The organism is Bacteroides sp. D2, assembly GCF_025147085.1.
Lineage (GTDB): Bacteria > Bacteroidota > Bacteroidia > Bacteroidales > Bacteroidaceae > Bacteroides.
This window is the reverse complement of record NZ_CP102261.1, coordinates 2,122,160-2,140,470: the sequence shown is the minus strand read 5'-3', so window position 1 is coordinate 2,140,470 and position 18,311 is coordinate 2,122,160. Positions and strand designations below refer to the sequence as shown.

General features: G+C 39.9%; 12 protein-coding genes. 8 read left to right on the top strand and 4 right to left on the bottom strand.

What is annotated here, in order from left to right; genetic code table 11:
- The first annotated feature begins 13 nt into the window (after positions 1-13).
- Genes NQ505_RS07200 through NQ505_RS07165 form a run of 8 tightly spaced genes read left to right on the top strand, consistent with a single transcriptional unit; the run spans position 14 to position 11,858 of the window.
- On the top strand, positions 14-1,543 hold the full coding sequence (locus NQ505_RS07200; RefSeq protein WP_009000996.1) for a RagB/SusD family nutrient uptake outer membrane protein: 1,530 nt from the start codon (positions 14-16) through the stop codon (positions 1,541-1,543).
- Positions 1,544-1,562: 19 nt separating this feature from the next.
- Entirely contained in the window at positions 1,563-3,527 is a 1,965-nt protein-coding gene (locus tag NQ505_RS07195; RefSeq protein ID WP_009000997.1) for an ADP-ribosylglycohydrolase family protein, read from the top strand.
- Between the two features lie 12 nt (positions 3,528-3,539).
- Entirely contained in the window at positions 3,540-5,147 is a 1,608-nt protein-coding gene (locus NQ505_RS07190) for an ADP-ribosylglycohydrolase family protein (RefSeq protein ID WP_009000998.1), read from the top strand.
- Between the two features lie 6 nt (positions 5,148-5,153).
- Entirely contained in the window at positions 5,154-6,701 is a 1,548-nt protein-coding gene (locus tag NQ505_RS07185) for an ADP-ribosylglycohydrolase family protein (protein WP_009000999.1), read from the top strand.
- Between the two features lie 11 nt (positions 6,702-6,712).
- Positions 6,713-8,308 carry an alpha/beta hydrolase gene (locus tag NQ505_RS07180; protein ID WP_009001000.1) on the top strand — a complete coding sequence of 532 codons (1,596 nt, stop codon included), beginning with the start codon at positions 6,713-6,715 and terminating at the stop codon, positions 8,306-8,308.
- A gap of 1 nt (position 8,309) precedes the next feature.
- On the top strand, positions 8,310-9,830 hold the full coding sequence (locus tag NQ505_RS07175; RefSeq protein ID WP_009001001.1) for an alpha/beta hydrolase: 1,521 nt from the start codon (positions 8,310-8,312) through the stop codon (positions 9,828-9,830).
- An 18-nt stretch (positions 9,831-9,848) separates the two neighbouring features.
- Complete coding sequence (locus NQ505_RS07170; RefSeq protein WP_009001002.1) at positions 9,849-10,856, top strand: GRP family sugar transporter; 1,008 nt, start codon at positions 9,849-9,851, stop codon at positions 10,854-10,856.
- Between the two features lie 24 nt (positions 10,857-10,880).
- Complete coding sequence (locus tag NQ505_RS07165; protein ID WP_009001003.1) at positions 10,881-11,858, top strand: fibronectin type III domain-containing protein; 978 nt, start codon at positions 10,881-10,883, stop codon at positions 11,856-11,858.
- Between the two features lie 68 nt (positions 11,859-11,926).
- Here the strand turns inward: NQ505_RS07165 and NQ505_RS07160 are convergent, their stop codons facing one another.
- The 4 genes from NQ505_RS07160 to NQ505_RS07145 form a co-directional block, all read right to left on the bottom strand.
- Positions 11,927-13,753, bottom strand: a complete 1,827-nt coding sequence (locus NQ505_RS07160) for an endonuclease/exonuclease/phosphatase family protein (protein ID WP_009001004.1) — start codon at positions 13,751-13,753, stop codon at positions 11,927-11,929.
- A 170-nt stretch (positions 13,754-13,923) separates the two neighbouring features.
- On the bottom strand, positions 13,924-14,907 hold the full coding sequence (locus NQ505_RS07155; protein WP_032854001.1) for a glycosyl hydrolase family 18 protein: 984 nt from the start codon (positions 14,905-14,907) through the stop codon (positions 13,924-13,926).
- A 60-nt stretch (positions 14,908-14,967) separates the two neighbouring features.
- Positions 14,968-16,641: a BACON domain-containing protein gene (locus tag NQ505_RS07150; RefSeq protein WP_009001006.1), complete on the bottom strand. Its 1,674-nt coding sequence runs from the start codon at positions 16,639-16,641 to the stop codon at positions 14,968-14,970.
- Between the two features lie 23 nt (positions 16,642-16,664).
- A complete protein-coding gene (locus NQ505_RS07145) occupies positions 16,665-18,299 on the bottom strand; it encodes a RagB/SusD family nutrient uptake outer membrane protein (RefSeq protein ID WP_009001007.1) in 1,635 nt (544 codons plus the stop codon).
- Between the last annotated feature and the right edge of the window lie 12 nt (positions 18,300-18,311).

Below are 18,311 nucleotides of genomic sequence, written 5' to 3'. Positions count from 1 at the left end.
AACAAAGATTACCATGAAAAAGACAAATATAATATTAAGTTTCGTTATCTGTATATTATCATACGGATGCACCGATCTGGGTGAAACAGTCTACACGGGAGTAGCTATGAATGACTTCTTTAAAAATGAAAAAGAGTTAGTAGCCAATGCAGGTAGAGCATATACGAAATTACAAGGATACAATTCCGAACAAAGTTTATGGACATTACTTTTACAAGCTTCTGATGAATGTGCCGTTCCCGCTTGTGGTGGTTCTTGGTATAGTAATGGACGTTATGAAGAAATCCAGACGAATAAAATTCCACCTGCAAATAAATTATTGACAAGAGGTTGGAACTGGATATTTAATGGTATTGCCGCATGTAATGAAATTATTTACGAAACGGAACTATCACCTATCCAATTTGAAGGAAAAGAGAAGATTATAGCTGAAATGAAGATATTACGTGCTTTCTACTATTATCAAGCCATTTCTTGCTGGGGAAACGTACCTTTTACAACTGACTACACAGAAACCGGATACCCGGAACAAAAAAGTAGAGAATATATTTTCAACTATCTGGAAAAAGAAATTAATGACAATATAGAGTTTCTGGATAGAGAGCCTTCAGATACTAATTATGGACGGGCTACACAAGCTGCAGCCTATTGCATTCTTGCGAAAATGTATCTAAATGCAGAAGCATGGTTTGGCACTCCAATGTATGATAAAGCAGAAAAAGCCTGCAAAGATATTATAGATATAGGCGCTTACAGCATTGAAGACTCCTATTCTACTAACTTTGACATTAAAAACGAAGATTCTAAAGAAAATATCTTCGTAATCCTTTATGACAGAGTATATACTAGCGGTGACAGTAACTCATTTTATCTGCATACGTTGACACTGGAAGCTGCCTCACAAGCAACATTTAATATTCCGGCAGCTCCATGGTCAGGTTTTCTCTGCCAACCGGACTTTTTCCAAACATACGATGAACAAGACATCCGCAGAAGCCAAAGCTGGTTATACGGCCCTCAAGTGGACTTAAGCGGAAAGGATCTTGGTTTCGAATATACCCCAGTATTCCCCGAAGAAAAATATTACAATAGCAACGGAGGACGGGGGACATACGACGGTGCTCGTTGCTGGAAATGGCATTACCAGACTGATGGCTCTTTAAAAGAATATACAGTTAGTATGGACAACGACTTTGCCATCTTCCGTTATGCTGATGTTGTATTAATGTACGTAGAGGCTTTGGTACGACAAAACAGGACAAGTGAGGCTATCCAACTGGCAGACTTCAAGAAGATTCGTACAAGAGCCGGTCTCGACGCATATACCACAAGTGAGCTAACGATTGATGAACTTTATGCAGAACGAGGCAGAGAATTGGCATGGGAAGGATGGCGCCATGAAGACATGATACGTTTCGGAAAATATCTGAAGAAATATTGGGCGCATCCTGACCAAAGTTCAGAAACTTTTAGAAATGTATTCCCAATTCCTACGGATATTCTAAATGCAAACCCCAAATTATCTCAAAACAAAGATTATTAACCATAATATCCTGATAAATATGAAAAAACCAATCATCTTTTTACTTGTATTAATTACCAACATCTTATTTATCTCTGCACAGAAAATCTCAAAAGCAGAGTTAAAAGACAAAATAGCCGGAGCTTGGATCGGACAAATGGTAGGAAATATATATGGACTTCCTTTTGAAAATAAATTTGTAGATGAACCCGCTCCCGAATCCAGATTTCCATTCGGTTACACTAAGAACATAGATAAGTTGCAGAAATATAACGGTGCATTTTCTGATGATGACACTGATGTTGAGTACATTTATTTACTATTAATGGAGAAATATGGAGTAGAACCCACTTATGCCAATATGCGTGAAGGATGGATGTATCATATCCGAGATCGTGTATGGTTGGCTAATAGGGCAGCACTCGGATTAATGCATCTTGGATTCACCCCTCCGTTCACCGGTGACGAAAATCTGAATCCTCATTGGTATCAAATCGATCCTCAATTGATTAATGAAATATGGGCGTATACAGCACCAGGCATGATCTCGTATGCTGCAGGAAAAAGTGACTGGGCAGCCCGTATCACAAGTGATTCGTGGGCTGTATCTCCCACTGTCCTATATGGTGCAATGTACGCTGATGCGTTTTTCTGCAAAGATATCCGCAAGCTCATTACACGAGCCCTTAAAGAACTGCCAGCTGATGACAGATATGCAATAGCTGTAAAAGAAATGATTGCCTTATATGACAAATATCCTAAAGATTGGGTAAAAGCACGTCAAATCATGGCCAAGAAATATTACATAGATGAACCGGCTATGACAAAAACAATCTGGAATGCTAACCTGAACGGACTATGCGGAATTCTGGCTATGCTGTACGGTGAAGGAGATTTCCAACGAACATTGGATTTAAGTTGCGCAATGGGATTTGACTGCGATAATCAAGCAGCTACCATTTCCGGACTTCTGGGAGTAATGTACGGTGCAAAGTCACTTCCCGAAAGCCTGACTAAACCTATCGAAGGATGGGAAAAGCCGTTCAACGACCGATATATCAACATCACCCGATTTGATATGCCTGACGCTTCTATTGAAGACATGATTGAACGGACCTATAACAAGGCAATCGAACTAGTTTGCGCAAAAGGAGGAAAAGTAAAAGGTGACATGGTATATGTGAATCCAAAAGCACAATTCATCCCTCCTTTGGAATTCTGTGTCGGTCCGAACCCGGATTTGGAAATCGGACAGCCTACGGATTATTCATTTGCCTGCAGGACAAATGCTAATTTCAAATGGGACTTGATAAAGGGTAAACTTCCGGCAGGGGTTACATTCCAGAATGGTAAATTGGCAGGAACTCCTACAGAAGCTGGCAAATTCCCGATTACCCTTCAGTTAAGTGCCAATAACAAAAACGCAATCACTAAAGACTTTGAGTTATTGGTAAAAACTAAGAATATTGCCTCCAAAGCCGACACTATTTACGCTAATATCCGTAAACTGAACGAGGAAGTTCTCGATTCTTGTTGGATTACTTTTGGAAAACCGATGTACGCAACCAATGTGGAAGTAATTAACGATGGGGTTAAAGATGGCGTAGGCTCTGTATTTTATTCATTGGCCGCCAAAAGCAACCTGCCCAAAATAGACTATTTCGGATATGGCTGGAAAGAGGAGCATACTATCAACATGGTTGTTTTGGACATGGGTTGCCTGGAGGAATTCGGAGGGTGGTTTACTTCTCTAAGCATCCAGTATCTTGGAAATGACGGACATTGGTATGATACAGGCAAATTCAAATCAACTCCGACACTACCTGAAACTGATATTGTATTTTTTCAGCCTCCCTTTGCACAATATGTTTTAGAATTTCCGGCAGTCAAAACCAAGGGAATACGTGTACTAATGGATACCAAGGTACAGGAACACTGGCATAAATACACGAAAAATGTATCATCATTCATCTCTATCACCGAGTTAGGAGTTTATGAAAAATAAAGAAGGAGAAAAATGAAGAAAATAATTACTATATGTATTATAGGGCTTTTCGCTCTCAACATACAAGCCCAACCTGTAAAAACTTTAAAATTATCTGATAAAGAACTTTTAGATAAGATTAAAGGAGGATGGGCAGGACAAACCATTGGCGTTGTTTTCGGAGCACCTACAGAGTTTAAGTTCACGGGAACTTATATTCAAGACTACCAACCAATCCCATGGGCGGAAGGTTACGTAAAATACTGGTGGGAAAAGAAACCCGGATTATTCGACGATATTTATAATGATTGCACATTTGTTGAAGCGTTCAATGAGCTCGGTCTGGATTGTTCACAAGAAGAACTTGCCAAAAGATTCGCATTCGCAGATTATCACCTGGCTCATGCCAATCAAGCAGGTAGATATAATATCCGTCAGGGCATCATGCCACCAGCTTCCGGTCATTGGTTGAATAACCCGCATGCTGACGATCTGGACTTTCAAATTGAAGCGGACTTTATCGGCCTGATGGCGCCAGCAATGCTACCGGAGGCATTGGATATCGCTTCAAGAGTAGGCCACATCATGAATAGTGGTGACGGTTTTTGTGGTGGTGCTTTCGTAGCAGCTCTCTACAGTTCTGCTTTCTATGAACAGAGCCCTGAAGCAATTCTAAGGACCGCAATCTCTGTCATTCCTAAAGAAAGCACATTCCATCAATGTATTCAGGATGTAATCAATTTCCATTCTTTGCATCCGGACAACTGGAAAGATTGTTGGTACTTTCTACAAGAAAAATGGAACTGTGATGTAGGATGTCCGAAAGGTGTATTTCTTAACTTTAACATTGACGCCAAGCTCAATTCCGCTTTCGTGGCATTAGCTATGCTTTATGGTCAAGGAGATTTTACTAATTCCATCGATATTGCAGCACGCTGTGGACAAGACTCTGACTGTAACCCATCTACAGTTAGCGGTGTACTCGGGGTCATGTATGGCTATGACAACATCCCCTCATTCTGGCTGAATCCCCTGAAAGAAGTAGAAGAGTTCACATTTGAAGGAACCGATATGTCCCTAGCTAAAGCCTACAACATGAGTTTTGAACAAGCCAAACAGCTTATAGTCAAAACAGGTGGTACTGTATCTAGTGGAGAAGTAGAAATTCCAATCAGAAAAGCAGACGTCCTTCCTCTAGAACAAAACTTTGAAAATACCTACCCACTTTACAGGGAGCGCAAAGACTGTTTCCTGACAGATACGTTCGAATTCGATTTCAATGGCAATGGATTTGTTATCTGGGGAAATATATGCTGCACAAGAAGTATTACTCCAGATTACATCAATCGTGTATCTACACGCCACATCGGTTCCGAGGTCTTTGGATTAGCAGAGCCTAATGATCCCTATGTTGCTAAAGTTGAAATATGGATAGATGGAGAACTGGATCATGTAGCAGCATTACCCATGAAAAACACGGATCGGAAAGTAGAACCAGCCTGGAAATACCTCATGAAAGAAGGAAGACACCACGTAAAAATGAAATGGTTGAACCGTAAGAAAGACTATATTATTCGTATCAACGACATAATGTATTATTCAGAGAAAAAAGAACATGATAGATTTTACTTTAATAAATAAGTTAAGATGAAAAAAGTCCTGATTAACATGATTCTACTATTTGCTTTCTCCATATCGGGAACGGCACAAATAGAATATGGAAAAACAGTTGAAATAAGCAAAGATGTACTGCTCGACAAGATTAAAGGAGGTTGGGCCGGACAAACAATCGGATGCACTTATGGCGGTCCCACAGAGTTCAAATACAGAGGAGCGATTATCCATGAGAAAATTCCAATTATCTGGTATGACGACTATTGCAAAGACATCTTTGCAGAAGATCCCGGATTGTATGATGATGTATATATGGATCTCACTTTTCTGGAAGTTATGCAGAAAGAAGGAATAAATGCTCCTGCCGAGTCATTCGCCAAAGCCTTTGCAAATGCAGATTACAAACTATGGCATGCCAACCAGGCAGCTAGATACAATATATTACATGGCATTATGCCACCAGCATCCGGGCACTGGAAAAACAACCCGCACGCTGACGATATTGATTTCCAGATTGAAGCAGACTTCATTGGAATGATATGCCCGGGAATGGTAAATACCGCATCTGATTTTTCCGACAGGATAGGACATATCATGAACTACGGCGACGGATGGTATGGAGGTGTATATATGGGAGCAATGTATGCACTGGCTTATGTTAACAACGATATTTATACCATTGTTACAGAAGCCCTCAAAACTATTCCTGAACAAAGCAAATTCCACCGTTGCATCACAGACGTAATTAAGTATTGGAAACAATATCCGGATGATTGGCGTAAATGCTGGTTGGAAATAGAAAACCGTCATGCTTTTGAGATCGGCTGTCCGGAAGGAGTATTCAATGCATTTAATATTGACGCCACGATCAATGCAGCCTACTGCGTTATTGGACTGTTATATGGTAATGGTGACTTTTTCAAAACAATGGATATAGCAACTCGCTGCGGGCAAGATTCCGACTGTAATCCGGCGACTGCTGCAGGAATCCTTGGAGTCATACAAGGCTACAAAGCTATCCCCGAATACTGGAAACCAGCACTCGAACGATGTGAAAATATCAAATTTCCATATACTGACATCTCTTTAAGCTCTGTTTATGATATCAATCTCAAATTATTGAGCGATGTACTAAAAGCAAATGGAGGTAAAGTGAAAGGAGATAAATACTACACCACAATCCAAAAGCCAAAGACCGTAGCATGGGAAGTTTCGTTCGAAGGTCTATATCCTTCTGAAAGAAGAGTCATCAAATATGACCTTGGTACCGAAAAGACCTTTGAATTCAACGGCAAAGGCGTTGTTCTAATGGGACTAATCAGACAGGATATTAAAGATAATAATGATAACTACATCGCCATTTTAGAGGCTTATATCGACGGAAAAAAAATAGAAACGATAGAAATGCCTTACGACTATATAAAAAGAAAGTACGATATTTTCTATAACTACGATTTAGAGGAAGGACCTCACAAGCTGGTCATCAAATGGATCAACCCGAACGAGAAATATGCTGTTCAGTGTAAAGACATGGTGGTTTATTCATCCACACCGGCAGAGCCTATCAATCCTTATCAATAAAAGAAAAAGCTATGAATAGAAAACTACTCATATTATTAGCCTTATTATTCTCCTACGGATTGTCATCATGTTTGTCCGATGACAATCCCCCGTCCGAAGATGAACAAACCGAAACACCGGAACAGTTCACGAAACGTTATAATCCCGACCAAAGTTTTTATAGCAAAATAATAGGACAAGAAATCAAATATTCAGTATTACTGCCTCAAGAATATCTATCGGAGAGCACAGCTAAATATGGAGTAGTTTTCCTTCTGCATGGTTGGGGAGGAAACCAGAATTCATGGGGACCTTCAGGATTGAATATTCAAACCATAGTCGATACACAAACCAACAATGGCAGTGTTCGTCCATTGATTTACATCATGCCGGAAGGTTTCAACTCTTATTTTTGTAACCGTTATGACGGAAAATTCAACTATATGGATATGTTCATTAACGAACTAGTACCCCTGATTGACAAACGATTCCGGACAATAGCCAGTAAGACGGAAAGAGCTGTTGCCGGATTCTCTATGGGAGGATTTGGAGCATTGAGCATCGCATCACAACATCCCGAAACATTTTCTGTGTCAGTAGGATTAAGCCCATCTCTAAATACAGATGAACAATACATTTCCCTATCACAAGACGGTTGGAATCTTCAATGGGGAAACAACTTCGGGGGAAGTGGTCAGGCAGGAACCGGCAGATTGACAAGCTATTATAAAAGCCAATGTCCTCTGCACTTTTTCAAAGATAAATCAAGCTCCACATTTCAAGCCATACGTTATTATATAGACTGTGGTGATGATGAAGAGAGATTATATGCAGGTAACGGTGAATTACACTCTCTATTACGGGACAAAAATATCCAACACGAATATCGCGTACGGAACGGTGCTCATACTGACAGTTATTGGCGTGAATCCATGAAAGAAGCACTACCTTTTATCGAACGTTCATTCAAAGGACAAAGTTATCCGCAAGAAACACTGCAGCAGTTTACGGAGGAATTACATTCTACAACTAAAAACATTAAAGTCGGTAATTCCAATATCGAGCTATACATACCGGACGATTACAATTCTACCTTAACCTACAAAGTCCTTTATTATAGTAAAGGAGAAGGCAATACTAACCTTACAACAGAACAGGTAGCCGTAGCATTGGATTCTCTTATGCAAATCAAACGTATGATAATTGCCGGTTTTGATGTGAAGGAAATCATTCAAAATGGAATAAGTTTTTCAGCTATCACCAATGCAGTGGAGAAAACAATTCATACTGAAAATAATGCAGATTTCAGATTAGGATTGGCATACGGTTCAGACGCCGATTATTTATACCATCAATCAACAGGTAATACACCTGCCATCCATTTCTTCTTCGCAGAAGATGCGGATATTGCCAACCCTTCTGATGAGAATCAGGCCCAAATCTATTATCTGGATATAACAGACGAAGGCACTAACTACAACAGTATGTTCACGCTATTCAATGGATTGCGGAAAGCGGAAGCTCCAGTGCAATATCGTGTCAGAAACGGAGTGGATAGTTCACAGTCTGCCCAAACAGGTATTTATTCAATGAGTTATTATATTGGTGAACAGTTAATAAAGAAATGATATGAGAAAGATACTGCTATATATCATCCTGTTCCTATCAAGTATAGATGGAGTTCGGGCACTTCCCATAGAAAAAGAAGGGATGAGCATTTATAGTCCGGCTTTAAAAAAAGAAGTCTCCTACTCTATCATCTTGCCGGAAGGTTATGAGCATTCAGATATGGAATATCCCGTCTTGTACATGTTTCATGGAATAGGAGGCGATTATACCAGTTGGCTTGAATATGGCAACGTGGCCCGTGTTATGTACCAAATGATAAAAAAAGGAGAAATTCAACCTTTCATCATAGTCATTCCCGACGGTTATCTGTCTTATTACAGTGATACTTATGATGGCAGTTTCCCTTATGAAACTTTCTTCACTAAAGAGCTGGTTCCCTACATTGACAATAACTATCGTACCCACAAAAACGCTAATGCACGTTCAATAGCCGGTTTCTCTATGGGAGGATTCGGAGCCTTGTCCGTTAGCCTGCGTAATCGTAACCTGTTCGGCTCTGTCGTTGCTTTATCGCCATCTATCCGCACAGAAAAACAATATATAGAAGAGGGGCCACAAATAGGATGGGACAATCAATGGGGACGGATTTTCGGAGGAGTAGGAAAGAAAGGTAATGAACGCCTAACCAGTTATTATAAACAACATTCACCCTACCACATTCTTTCTACCCTTCGCAATTCCGATTTAAAAGAATTTGGCATCATGCTGGATATCGGAGATAAAGAAGGTACTCTATGCGAAAGTAATGAAGAGTTGCACCGATTATTGTTAGAGAAGAAAATACCTCATGAATGGGAAGTTCGTTCAGGAGAGCATGATTTTACCTGCTGGAATGCAGCACTGCCAAAAGCATTCAGATTCATCAACGGACATTTTAATGAAAATCAACAAAAAAATAGAGAGAGAAACTTTCCGAATGAGACTCCATTTATAAAAATGGGTAATACAACGATTTATTATCCCGAACAGGCTCAAGGAAGCATTAGAAAATATCCTATTATCTATGTACAGGGAGAAATTAACGGGCAACAACAAAAGGCTCTCGTCAGTCAGTTTCATCAACTGGTGAATAACAACAAAACATGGCCTGCTGTTCTCTGCTTCGTAAAAGCGAATGTAGATCTGTCAAAAACAATTTCCGATGTGGAAAAACAATGCTCCGGGATCAGAGGTTCTCAACGCATGAGGGCGCTAATCACTTGGGAAAATCATATCAAAGAAAGCATAGAAACCATTCGGAGAGAGAACCTGTTTACCGGTATAGTCTGTGTAAATACCACTGGTGATGAAAGTGACGCTCCCAATTTTATAAAAGCAGTTAACTCTCATAAAAGATATCCCAGATGCTGGATAGAAGTACTACCCGAATCAAAGGAATATGGTCTTAGTAGTAATATCCATATCCTTTTGGAAGCATCAAATCTGGAACATGAGTTCCGGTCAAGGAAATATAAAGAAACCAATGCTTTCACTTATTGGGAAGATTGGATTATCTATTTAAATAACAGAATCCATGTTTAACAATTAAATACTAATAGTATGTTTACAGTAAACAGTTATTTATTAGCAGTTATATTCTGCATCGTAACCATGATTTGTTGGGGTTCTTGGGGTAATACCCAAAAACTGGTTTCCAAGAATTGGCGTTATGAACTTTTTTATTGGGATTATGTGATTGGAATGGTGTTGTTCACTATCTTATTGGGATTCACGATGGGTAGCCACGGAGATACTGGACGTCCGTTCCTTGAAGATCTAGGACAAGCATCAGGAGACAGCATCGGCTGGGTCATCTTGGGTGGTGTGATATTTAACGCTTCAAACATTCTCCTTTCAGCCTCCATTTCTTTAGCAGGAATGTCGGTAGCATTTCCTTTAGGAGTCGGTATCGCATTGGTACTAGGGGTGATTGTCAACTATCTGGGAATTCCTACCGGCAATCCCATGCTTTTATTCGGTGGTGTAGCTCTCATTGTCATTGCTATCATTTGTAACGGAGTGGCCTCCGGAAAGATGCAAAAGGGTGAAGAGAGCAAGAAAAACAACAAAAAGGGAATTATCATTGCATTAATTGCCGGTGTATTGATGTCTTTATTCTACAGGTTCGTAGTGAAAGGTATGGACGTGGAAAACTTCAATTCTCCCGCTATAGGAATGATGACTCCTTATTCTGCCATCTTTGTCTTTTCAATTGGTGTATTATTAAGTAACTTTATCTTCAACACATTAGTAATGAAATATCCTTTTGTCGGGGAAAAAGTCAGCTATTCCGAGTATTTTAAAGGAAATGCAAGAACTCATATATGCGGAATGCTTGGTGGAGCAATATGGGGACTTGGTTCCGCATTCAGCTATATTGCATCGGGGGAAGCTGGTCCGGCGGTATCTTATGCGTTAGGACAAGGCGCACCGCTTATCGCTGCTATCTGGGGAGTATTTATCTGGAAAGAATTTAAGGGATCAACCAAATCTGTTAATCAGTTGCTGGCTTCGATGTTTATCTTCTTCCTGATTGGCTTAGGAATGATAGTAGTTGCCGGAAACTAAATTATTAACCTTAAATAGAACAACATGAAAAAGTATTTTTATTTATTAGCCATGCTGGCAGTAGTACTAAGTACAATTGCTTGTAGTGATGACGACAATCATCCCAGTACAAATGTGCTGGATAAACCAGAAGTCACCGTTCCTGATGTAAAAGAAAGCTCGGCCGTTATTACATGGAAAGCTATAGGAAATGCAACAGCTTATATTTATAGTTTGAATAACGGTAGTGAACAAAGTACCGACCAGAATACCATTCAACTGACAGGTCTAGAGCCGGAGAAAAGTTACACATTCAAAGTGAAAGCTCAAAAAACCGGATCAATCTATTTTGAAGATTCAGAATACGCAGAAATCACTTTTACAACGACTTCTGAAGTAACAGTCTACCGGATAGCTACTTTTGCTGATGATTGGGATAAATGGTATTATGAATATAATGACAACGGTACAGTTAAACGTGTCTACAGATTATATGAAGGAGAACTAGATAGAGAATGGCTCTTTGCTTACGAAGGAAACAATATTACGGTAACAGGTAAGAACGCATATACAATGACTTTAAATGACCAAGGCTATGTCGCCACCTTTGTAGACGGTTCAAATACATATGAATATACTTACGACGAGAATGGCTACATGACAAAAGCTGAAAAGAATGGCAATATCGCATCTAACATTACAATAGAGAATGGCAATATTACGCAATGGACCAGATTCTCTGATGGAGTAGAGCAGTTCAAAGTTCAGACTTATTCTGCCGTACCTAATGTTGGCGGTGCACATTGTATTTATGCAGAAGGTAGTGGTCCAAGCCGTTGGTTGGTTGAAACAGGCCTCTTTGGAAAAGCTTCAGCTAATTGTCATACGAGTAGCGGCTGGCAGCATTCCTCCGTTGCATCTACTTACACATTCGAATATGATGAAAATAGTTGTATCAAAGAGGAAAGCAAGAACTATGACGGAGATATTGAGAAATTCTATTATACATATTTCTCCGAATAACATTTTATGAAATAATTATTTCATGGAGGTGTGTCTAAAAGTCTGACACATCTCCATTTTTTTTAACTTTAAACTGTAATATCCAACAAAACCTCCCCTTTCACATTCAACACCTTAATCCTCAATTCATCTTTCTTCTTTTCCAGAATCATCACCGTAGCGCTGTCCATCTTATATCCTCCACCAATAATGACCGGGTAATTGTTTCCCAACTCACCTTTCGGATGATAGGCATACGTATGAGTATGAGCATTCAGGCTCACATTGAAAGGTGCTTTTTCCAATAATTTAGTCCATAGATCTGCACAGAGATTCTTTCCATCATTACCATAAAGCGGAATATGATGAATAAGAACACGTTTCTTCGCTTTCTTGAAGTCTTTGGCAGATAACTCCTCTTTCAGAAAATCGACTTGTTCATTACGTAACTGTGTGAAATCATTCAAATCGTAATACACCCAGTGAGAGTCTAGCTTATCCTCTCCACAATCAAGCATGACAATACGGGTATCGCCCCAATTAAAAGAACCATAGGTCTTATCCCCTACATAGTCATAATGGTCACGCAGACCGATAGAATAAGCATTGCGAATCTCATGATTGCCACGCATAAAAAAAGTTGGAATGCGATCACTGCGTACACCTTCGGTAAGTTCACTAATAAAAGTCGTTGCCTGTTCGTGGTCAACAGGATCGTCTACACAATCACCATTGAAAACTACAAAGTCATAGTTGATATTCTGTATCTGTTTGCATAAAGCACGAAAGGTTTTTGTATGCTGATGCAAATCACTGAAAACAATAGCAGTGAAAGAATCTGTATCCGTTTCCGGAAGCGTAAATTCAGAGAAATCTGACTGGGCAGTATTTCCGAATACTTTCTTATATGCTTGATAAAGCAATATTTCTTGCGAACATACACGGTAATAATATTTCTGTCCCGGTATCAGATCGTTGATACGTATTTTATGTAGTTTATTATTGCAGACTACCTGCCCGTCAACAATTGTACGAGCGCGTTTCAATTGAGTAGTATCTGTTCCATATTCCACCCAACAATATGCCGGAACGGTAGTTTCCCACATAACTGTCATACCATTACCTATGGGATTCTGTAAATAAGGTTTAGTACGGAATATTTTATCTGCCTTTTCAGCGGTACGCAGCTCTACAAGGATAGGGCGATGATCGGAGGCCATCGGTTCATCCAACACTTGAGAGGATATAAGAGCGAAGCCATTAGCATTTGACTTCAATGCAGTAATATAATCTATAGTCTCCTTGGGATCAGGAGCCGGATAAGTAGATTGTTTAGGATTGGAGAGTATCTGGAAGTCTTTCTGTAACTCCTTTATAAAGTCGGATTCCGGTTCAGCATTCATGTCCCCAGCCAGAAAAAGAGGCTTTTTATAGGAAGCAGTAAATGACTTCACTATTTCCAGGGACTTCATGCGATCTTCTTCCGTTAATGACAGATGAGTACAACAATAAATATAATCCTCAAATTCTGCCAGAATCAAGATGCGGGCCTCTTCTCTACCAGGTAAAGGGATAGCTTGTAAACGTAGCGGAACTTGCTTTGTCAGCAGTCCGATTCCATATTTACCTCCATCAAACTTTATGGCAGGTGCAAAACAAGCATGCATCTGTGTACGTTCAGCTATCTCACCCAGCACATATTTCTGTCCGCTCCGACGGGTCATACTGTCTACCTCTTGTATAGCCACAACATCAGGAGAAGCATTATTTATCACATTGGCTACCCGTTGAAAATTACAAATATCATCCATGCCGTTCGCATTTTTAATATTATAAGTCATCAGTCTCAATGTATGCTGGGCCTGTACCGGAAAAATAAATAGGATTACGGAAATTAGTAAAAAGATCTTTTTCATGTTTTCATTTTTGGGGGTTAATGTTAAGCCCTCAAAGGTAAGAAAAAAATAAAAAGCCACAAAGATATGAATTCATACCTTTGCGGCCTCTTATTGCCAAGAATAGCTTTTCTCTAAATGGGGGGATGAGAACAAAGCTATATTATTTACAAGGTCGATTTATTATCTTATTATTTCTTTTTCCACTTTGCGGTAGTATCCCACATTTGCGGGTCTACGCTATTAAAGTGCCAAAAACCGATTTGAGAGATTCCCAGTTCATCGGCTAGTTCAAGTAGTGCTTCTGTACTTCTGGCATCACTTGCATAAAACATATGCCGATTACCATCGGTACCATCATACAGATACATGTTTACCTTTTCGTAACATAACCAAGTAGAAGAAGGCAAAATTCCATTTATACTGTCAGGCACAGATTGATAAACCTGCCTTCCTTTAATGTCACCAGTTACAGCATAGTCATTTGCATAAGCAGGCAGTGCCATCACTAATTTATCACTCGGAATGTGTTTCATCCAGAAAAGCATCGCTTCTTTAGTCCATGGATAGTTGGACGTAGGTCCAATGCCCATACAATCATCTCTGTGCTTGAGCTCGGGCTTATTTATTCCCGGTGCAAAATACATATCGTAGCACATCACTCTCACTAAATCACAGGTAGCATTCAAGACTGCCGGATCGTGAAACATCTTAGTTTCGTTATCCTGATACAAAGCCGGATAAAAACTCACGCAATGGCTTAATTTCTTTCCAACAGCATGAAGTTCTTTTGAAGCAAGTTTCAGGAATTCGGTATATGCATCCTGAATATCAGGACGCAAATGTTCGAGATCAAGATCTATTCCATCATATCCATTTGCATTGCAATCGCTTACATACTTCTCAACAAGTGCCTTTCTTTTCTGTGGCGTATCAATCGTTTCTTCATTTCCACCTACAGCCTGATATACTTCAATATGATTCTGATGACACTCATCGATAAATGATTTCGGAGGATTCCCGAAAACGCTAATGGAACTAATTATCTCTTTCACTGGTTCTATATCCTTAAAAGAGCTTCCATCTATATAGACATACCAAGGAAATACTTTTTTCTCCAAAGTGGTGGAAGCGAGTGCTTCCTGCTTGCAGGAAACACTCGTCATTACCAACATTACACAGCATATAGCTGTTCCAATTATACTTAAATACCTCATTGAATGTAAAGTAAACTGTTATTCTTCATCATAGTTATACTTCTTATATTCTATATAGTCATACTTAGCTGTATACGTTTTTGCAGTAGGCTTATCTCCTTGCCAGCCACCGCCGTCAGCAAAGGTCATTATTGAGAATCCAAATTTGAACTGTGCCGGAGTATACCAGGTAGTGAATGTTTTCGCCACTTCACCGTCTATAATCCATGTCGCCCAATATGCACCATCTGCATTAAGTCTGAGGTCAATAGTCAGAGTATGTTTACCCGGATCAATAGGTACACCGTAAACTCCCATAGACTCTGTATAACAACGTACCAGCATTTGACCTGGAACAGGAGGAATAGTACAAGCCGCACGATCATTTTCAGTACCTGCGAAAACAAACATAGAGAATGATCTTTCTTCAGCGTTAGTTGCAGCGATATTACCACCTGCCAACCATTTTTCACCTACCCCTACCAAAGGAACATCTATTTCCCATGTATATTTTCCAGCTCCTATCTCCGGACCATAAACGAAGTTATTCCCGTTAGATAGATTCAAGTTTCCATCTGCAATCGTTCCTCCATTATTAGTCCATCCAACAGGTACAAAACCTGCTTCCTCAAAATCCCACTTCACTGTTGTTCCCTCTGGTTCGGGAGGAAGCTGACCTTCAACAATCGGCTTCATTGAATAATCATAAGGAACATATTCAAGATAATCAAATAAGGCATAATTTTCTTGAGTTGCCGCATGATCGCCCATACCATAAAGATTCTCGACACTAGATATAGCACGGAAATAAGCTTCTTCACCATAATCTAATTGTGCCCTCTTTAAAACTTTACCATCAACCGACCACTCCGCCAGATATTTCTTATTCTCTAACTTCAAATCCAAAACAAACGTATGCCAAGCTTCAGCCTTGATAGGCGTGAACTCAGAGAAAAAAGGATTAGCCTGACTAGTCACAAGACACAGCATATCATCTGGTCCGGCACTATGTGCTGCACGGTCTGCAGCCGTACCGGAACAAATTTCAAAATCCAACTCATGCCCATCGTCAAAATATAAGAATGCTCCAATACTAGCTCGGTCATTCATTCCGAATTTAGGGACATATATCCTCCATTCATAACGACCTGATCCGAATTGTGTTGTTGTTTGCACTTTGAAACGATCTCCATTAGTACCTTCATACTCTTTACCTGGCCGTGTATAGATTCTTAACGCTTTTCCATCTTCACATTCGTCATTGTCTACGATAGTGATCGGATTGATCCCTGCCACAAGTCCTGTTTTTTGCAATCCAGTAAAGTCACCGTAATTATAAATGGTTCCTTTATAGCCATCCTGAATAATTGTAATGGTTCGAAGTTCAGCACCTTTCGCTGCTATGGTCAAGGTTGCACTGCGTTTTGGACCGCTATTCTTATCAGCAGAAATTGTTAGCGTACCATTACCAGTTCCTTCCAAAGGAGAAACAGTAAGCCAATTACCACCTGCCTGATCCACTGCTACTTCCCAAGCTGCTTCTGACGTAATATCTACAGTCTGAACTTCAGTAGAGGAGACTCCGAATGTTAAAGCATTTGTGGAGATTCCGCATGCAACAATCTCTGTTTTCTCTTTGAAGCTATCGCCGCATGATACTAAAGAGGCATTACATAATACACCTATTGCTAAATATAAATATCTTAGTTTCATAATGATTGTTTTTATTGTTTCACTCAGTTCTTCAAATTCGGATTAATAGACGAGTCTACAAAAGGACGGGGAAGATACATCTTACTGTCATTCCACGTACCAGATACGGAAACAGCTTCTTTCCTAAAGACTCCAGGAGCCACTTCAATCTCCGGATTCAATTTTCTGTATTCAAAATGATCTTTAATACGATTCATGCGAAACATATCCCTTGCTCTGGTGGCAATATTTCCCCAATAATATCCGGCTATTTCCCAGCCATGTTCATTATAGGCAGCTTCTGCCAGATCATCATACGACATGGTTGTCTTATAAATATCCCGGTCTGCAACAACAGATCCATTGGCACGATTACGTACCTCATTCAATAAGTTGACAGCTTCCGTGATACTACCTGTTTTTGAGCGACCTACAGCTTCGGCATACCAGCAATATACTTCTGCCAAGCGAATAATCTGATGCGTCTTTTCTCCATTCTGATTCATCGAAATTTTCGGATTCGTATAGTCGAATTCTTCTCCAGTAGTCGTTTCTACTTTCTTCATGAAACAGGGAGCAACAACTACACGTGGTGCTTCCGGATTGGGGTCTTCCCACCAATCACGCAACTTCGTCTCATTCTTCAATATAATTTTCGGGAAATAAGATGCATCTTTGCGCGAGCCTTCCGGGAAATCATACCAGAATTTAATTTCTCCGTTCGTATCTCCCCAACCACCGCCACCATAAGCATAGTCTGCCAGGAAATCGGCTAAAGGAGCATTGGTAAGTGCATCTATTCCTAAATTATAGTAAACACCAAGTAACACTTCTGGATTATTCTTATTATACTCCATCGAATATACTTGCTTGTAATCAGGTAATAGCTTGTAGTAGTAAGTACCTTTCTTCGCAGCATCGATTACTTCTTTTGCCTTTGCAGCGGCCAGTTGATAATATTCTGTTCCTTTGTTCAACGGCCATCCCGCCATTGCCATATACACATAAGCCAATGTTGCTTTTACAGCTCCTTGACTAACAGCAATGTTTACCCCATTTCTTGCGTAGGGATCTTTAGTATAATTGGCAGGGACCATTGTTTCTGCCTTTTTCAGGTCAGACACAATCAGTTCATAAATTTCAGGAACGGTTGCCAATGGCATGTTGTAATTGATTTCATCTTTCACAACCATAGGTACCTCTCCCCAAGCCATTACAAAGTAAAAATAAGAATAGGCGCGCCAATAATAAGCTTGTCCAATGGCCGCATCTTTCTCTTCCTGGCTCACCTCCGGAGTTCGTCCGGCATTATCTATAATGAAATTAGCAGCTTTTACCAATCTCCAACGAGCTCCCCACAATTCAGTCACCCAAGTGTTATTGTCCGAAACATTATAAGTATCTACCTCACGCAACCCCTGTTTATTAGCTGCAGGGTGTGTAGAAATATCATCACCCATCACTGATTCGAAACCTGCCCAAATATTTGCATACATATCACTCGCAACTTTGGAATACATTCCATTCAGAGCCAAGTCCAGATCACCTTTTGAATTGAAGAAATTAGTTACCGCCAACTGCCCTTTAGGATCTTCTGTCAGTAAATCCTGGCAAGACACCATCCAAAGTGCTATCAATGCTAGTCCGACAGATTTGAATATTCTATATATTGTTTTCATATCCATGTATAG

Excerpts from the sequence above, each read along its gene's own strand:
- NQ505_RS07200 (WP_009000996.1), top strand. The coding sequence starts at position 14 with ATGAAAAAGACAAATATAATATTAAGTTTCGTTATCTGTATATTATCA.
- NQ505_RS07195 (WP_009000997.1), top strand. The coding sequence starts at position 1,563 with ATGAAAAAACCAATCATCTTTTTACTTGTATTAATTACCAACATCTTA.
- NQ505_RS07190 (WP_009000998.1), top strand. The coding sequence starts at position 3,540 with ATGAAGAAAATAATTACTATATGTATTATAGGGCTTTTCGCTCTCAAC.
- NQ505_RS07185 (WP_009000999.1), top strand. The coding sequence starts at position 5,154 with ATGAAAAAAGTCCTGATTAACATGATTCTACTATTTGCTTTCTCCATA.
- NQ505_RS07180 (WP_009001000.1), top strand. The coding sequence starts at position 6,713 with ATGAATAGAAAACTACTCATATTATTAGCCTTATTATTCTCCTACGGA.
- NQ505_RS07175 (WP_009001001.1), top strand. The coding sequence starts at position 8,310 with ATGAGAAAGATACTGCTATATATCATCCTGTTCCTATCAAGTATAGAT.
- NQ505_RS07170 (WP_009001002.1), top strand. The coding sequence starts at position 9,849 with ATGTTTACAGTAAACAGTTATTTATTAGCAGTTATATTCTGCATCGTA.
- NQ505_RS07165 (WP_009001003.1), top strand. The coding sequence starts at position 10,881 with ATGAAAAAGTATTTTTATTTATTAGCCATGCTGGCAGTAGTACTAAGT.
- NQ505_RS07160 (WP_009001004.1), bottom strand. The coding sequence starts at position 13,753 with ATGAAAAAGATCTTTTTACTAATTTCCGTAATCCTATTTATTTTTCCG.
- NQ505_RS07155 (WP_032854001.1), bottom strand. The coding sequence starts at position 14,907 with ATGTTGGTAATGACGAGTGTTTCCTGCAAGCAGGAAGCACTCGCTTCC.
- NQ505_RS07150 (WP_009001006.1), bottom strand. The coding sequence starts at position 16,641 with ATGAAACTAAGATATTTATATTTAGCAATAGGTGTATTATGTAATGCC.
- NQ505_RS07145 (WP_009001007.1), bottom strand. The coding sequence starts at position 18,299 with ATGAAAACAATATATAGAATATTCAAATCTGTCGGACTAGCATTGATA.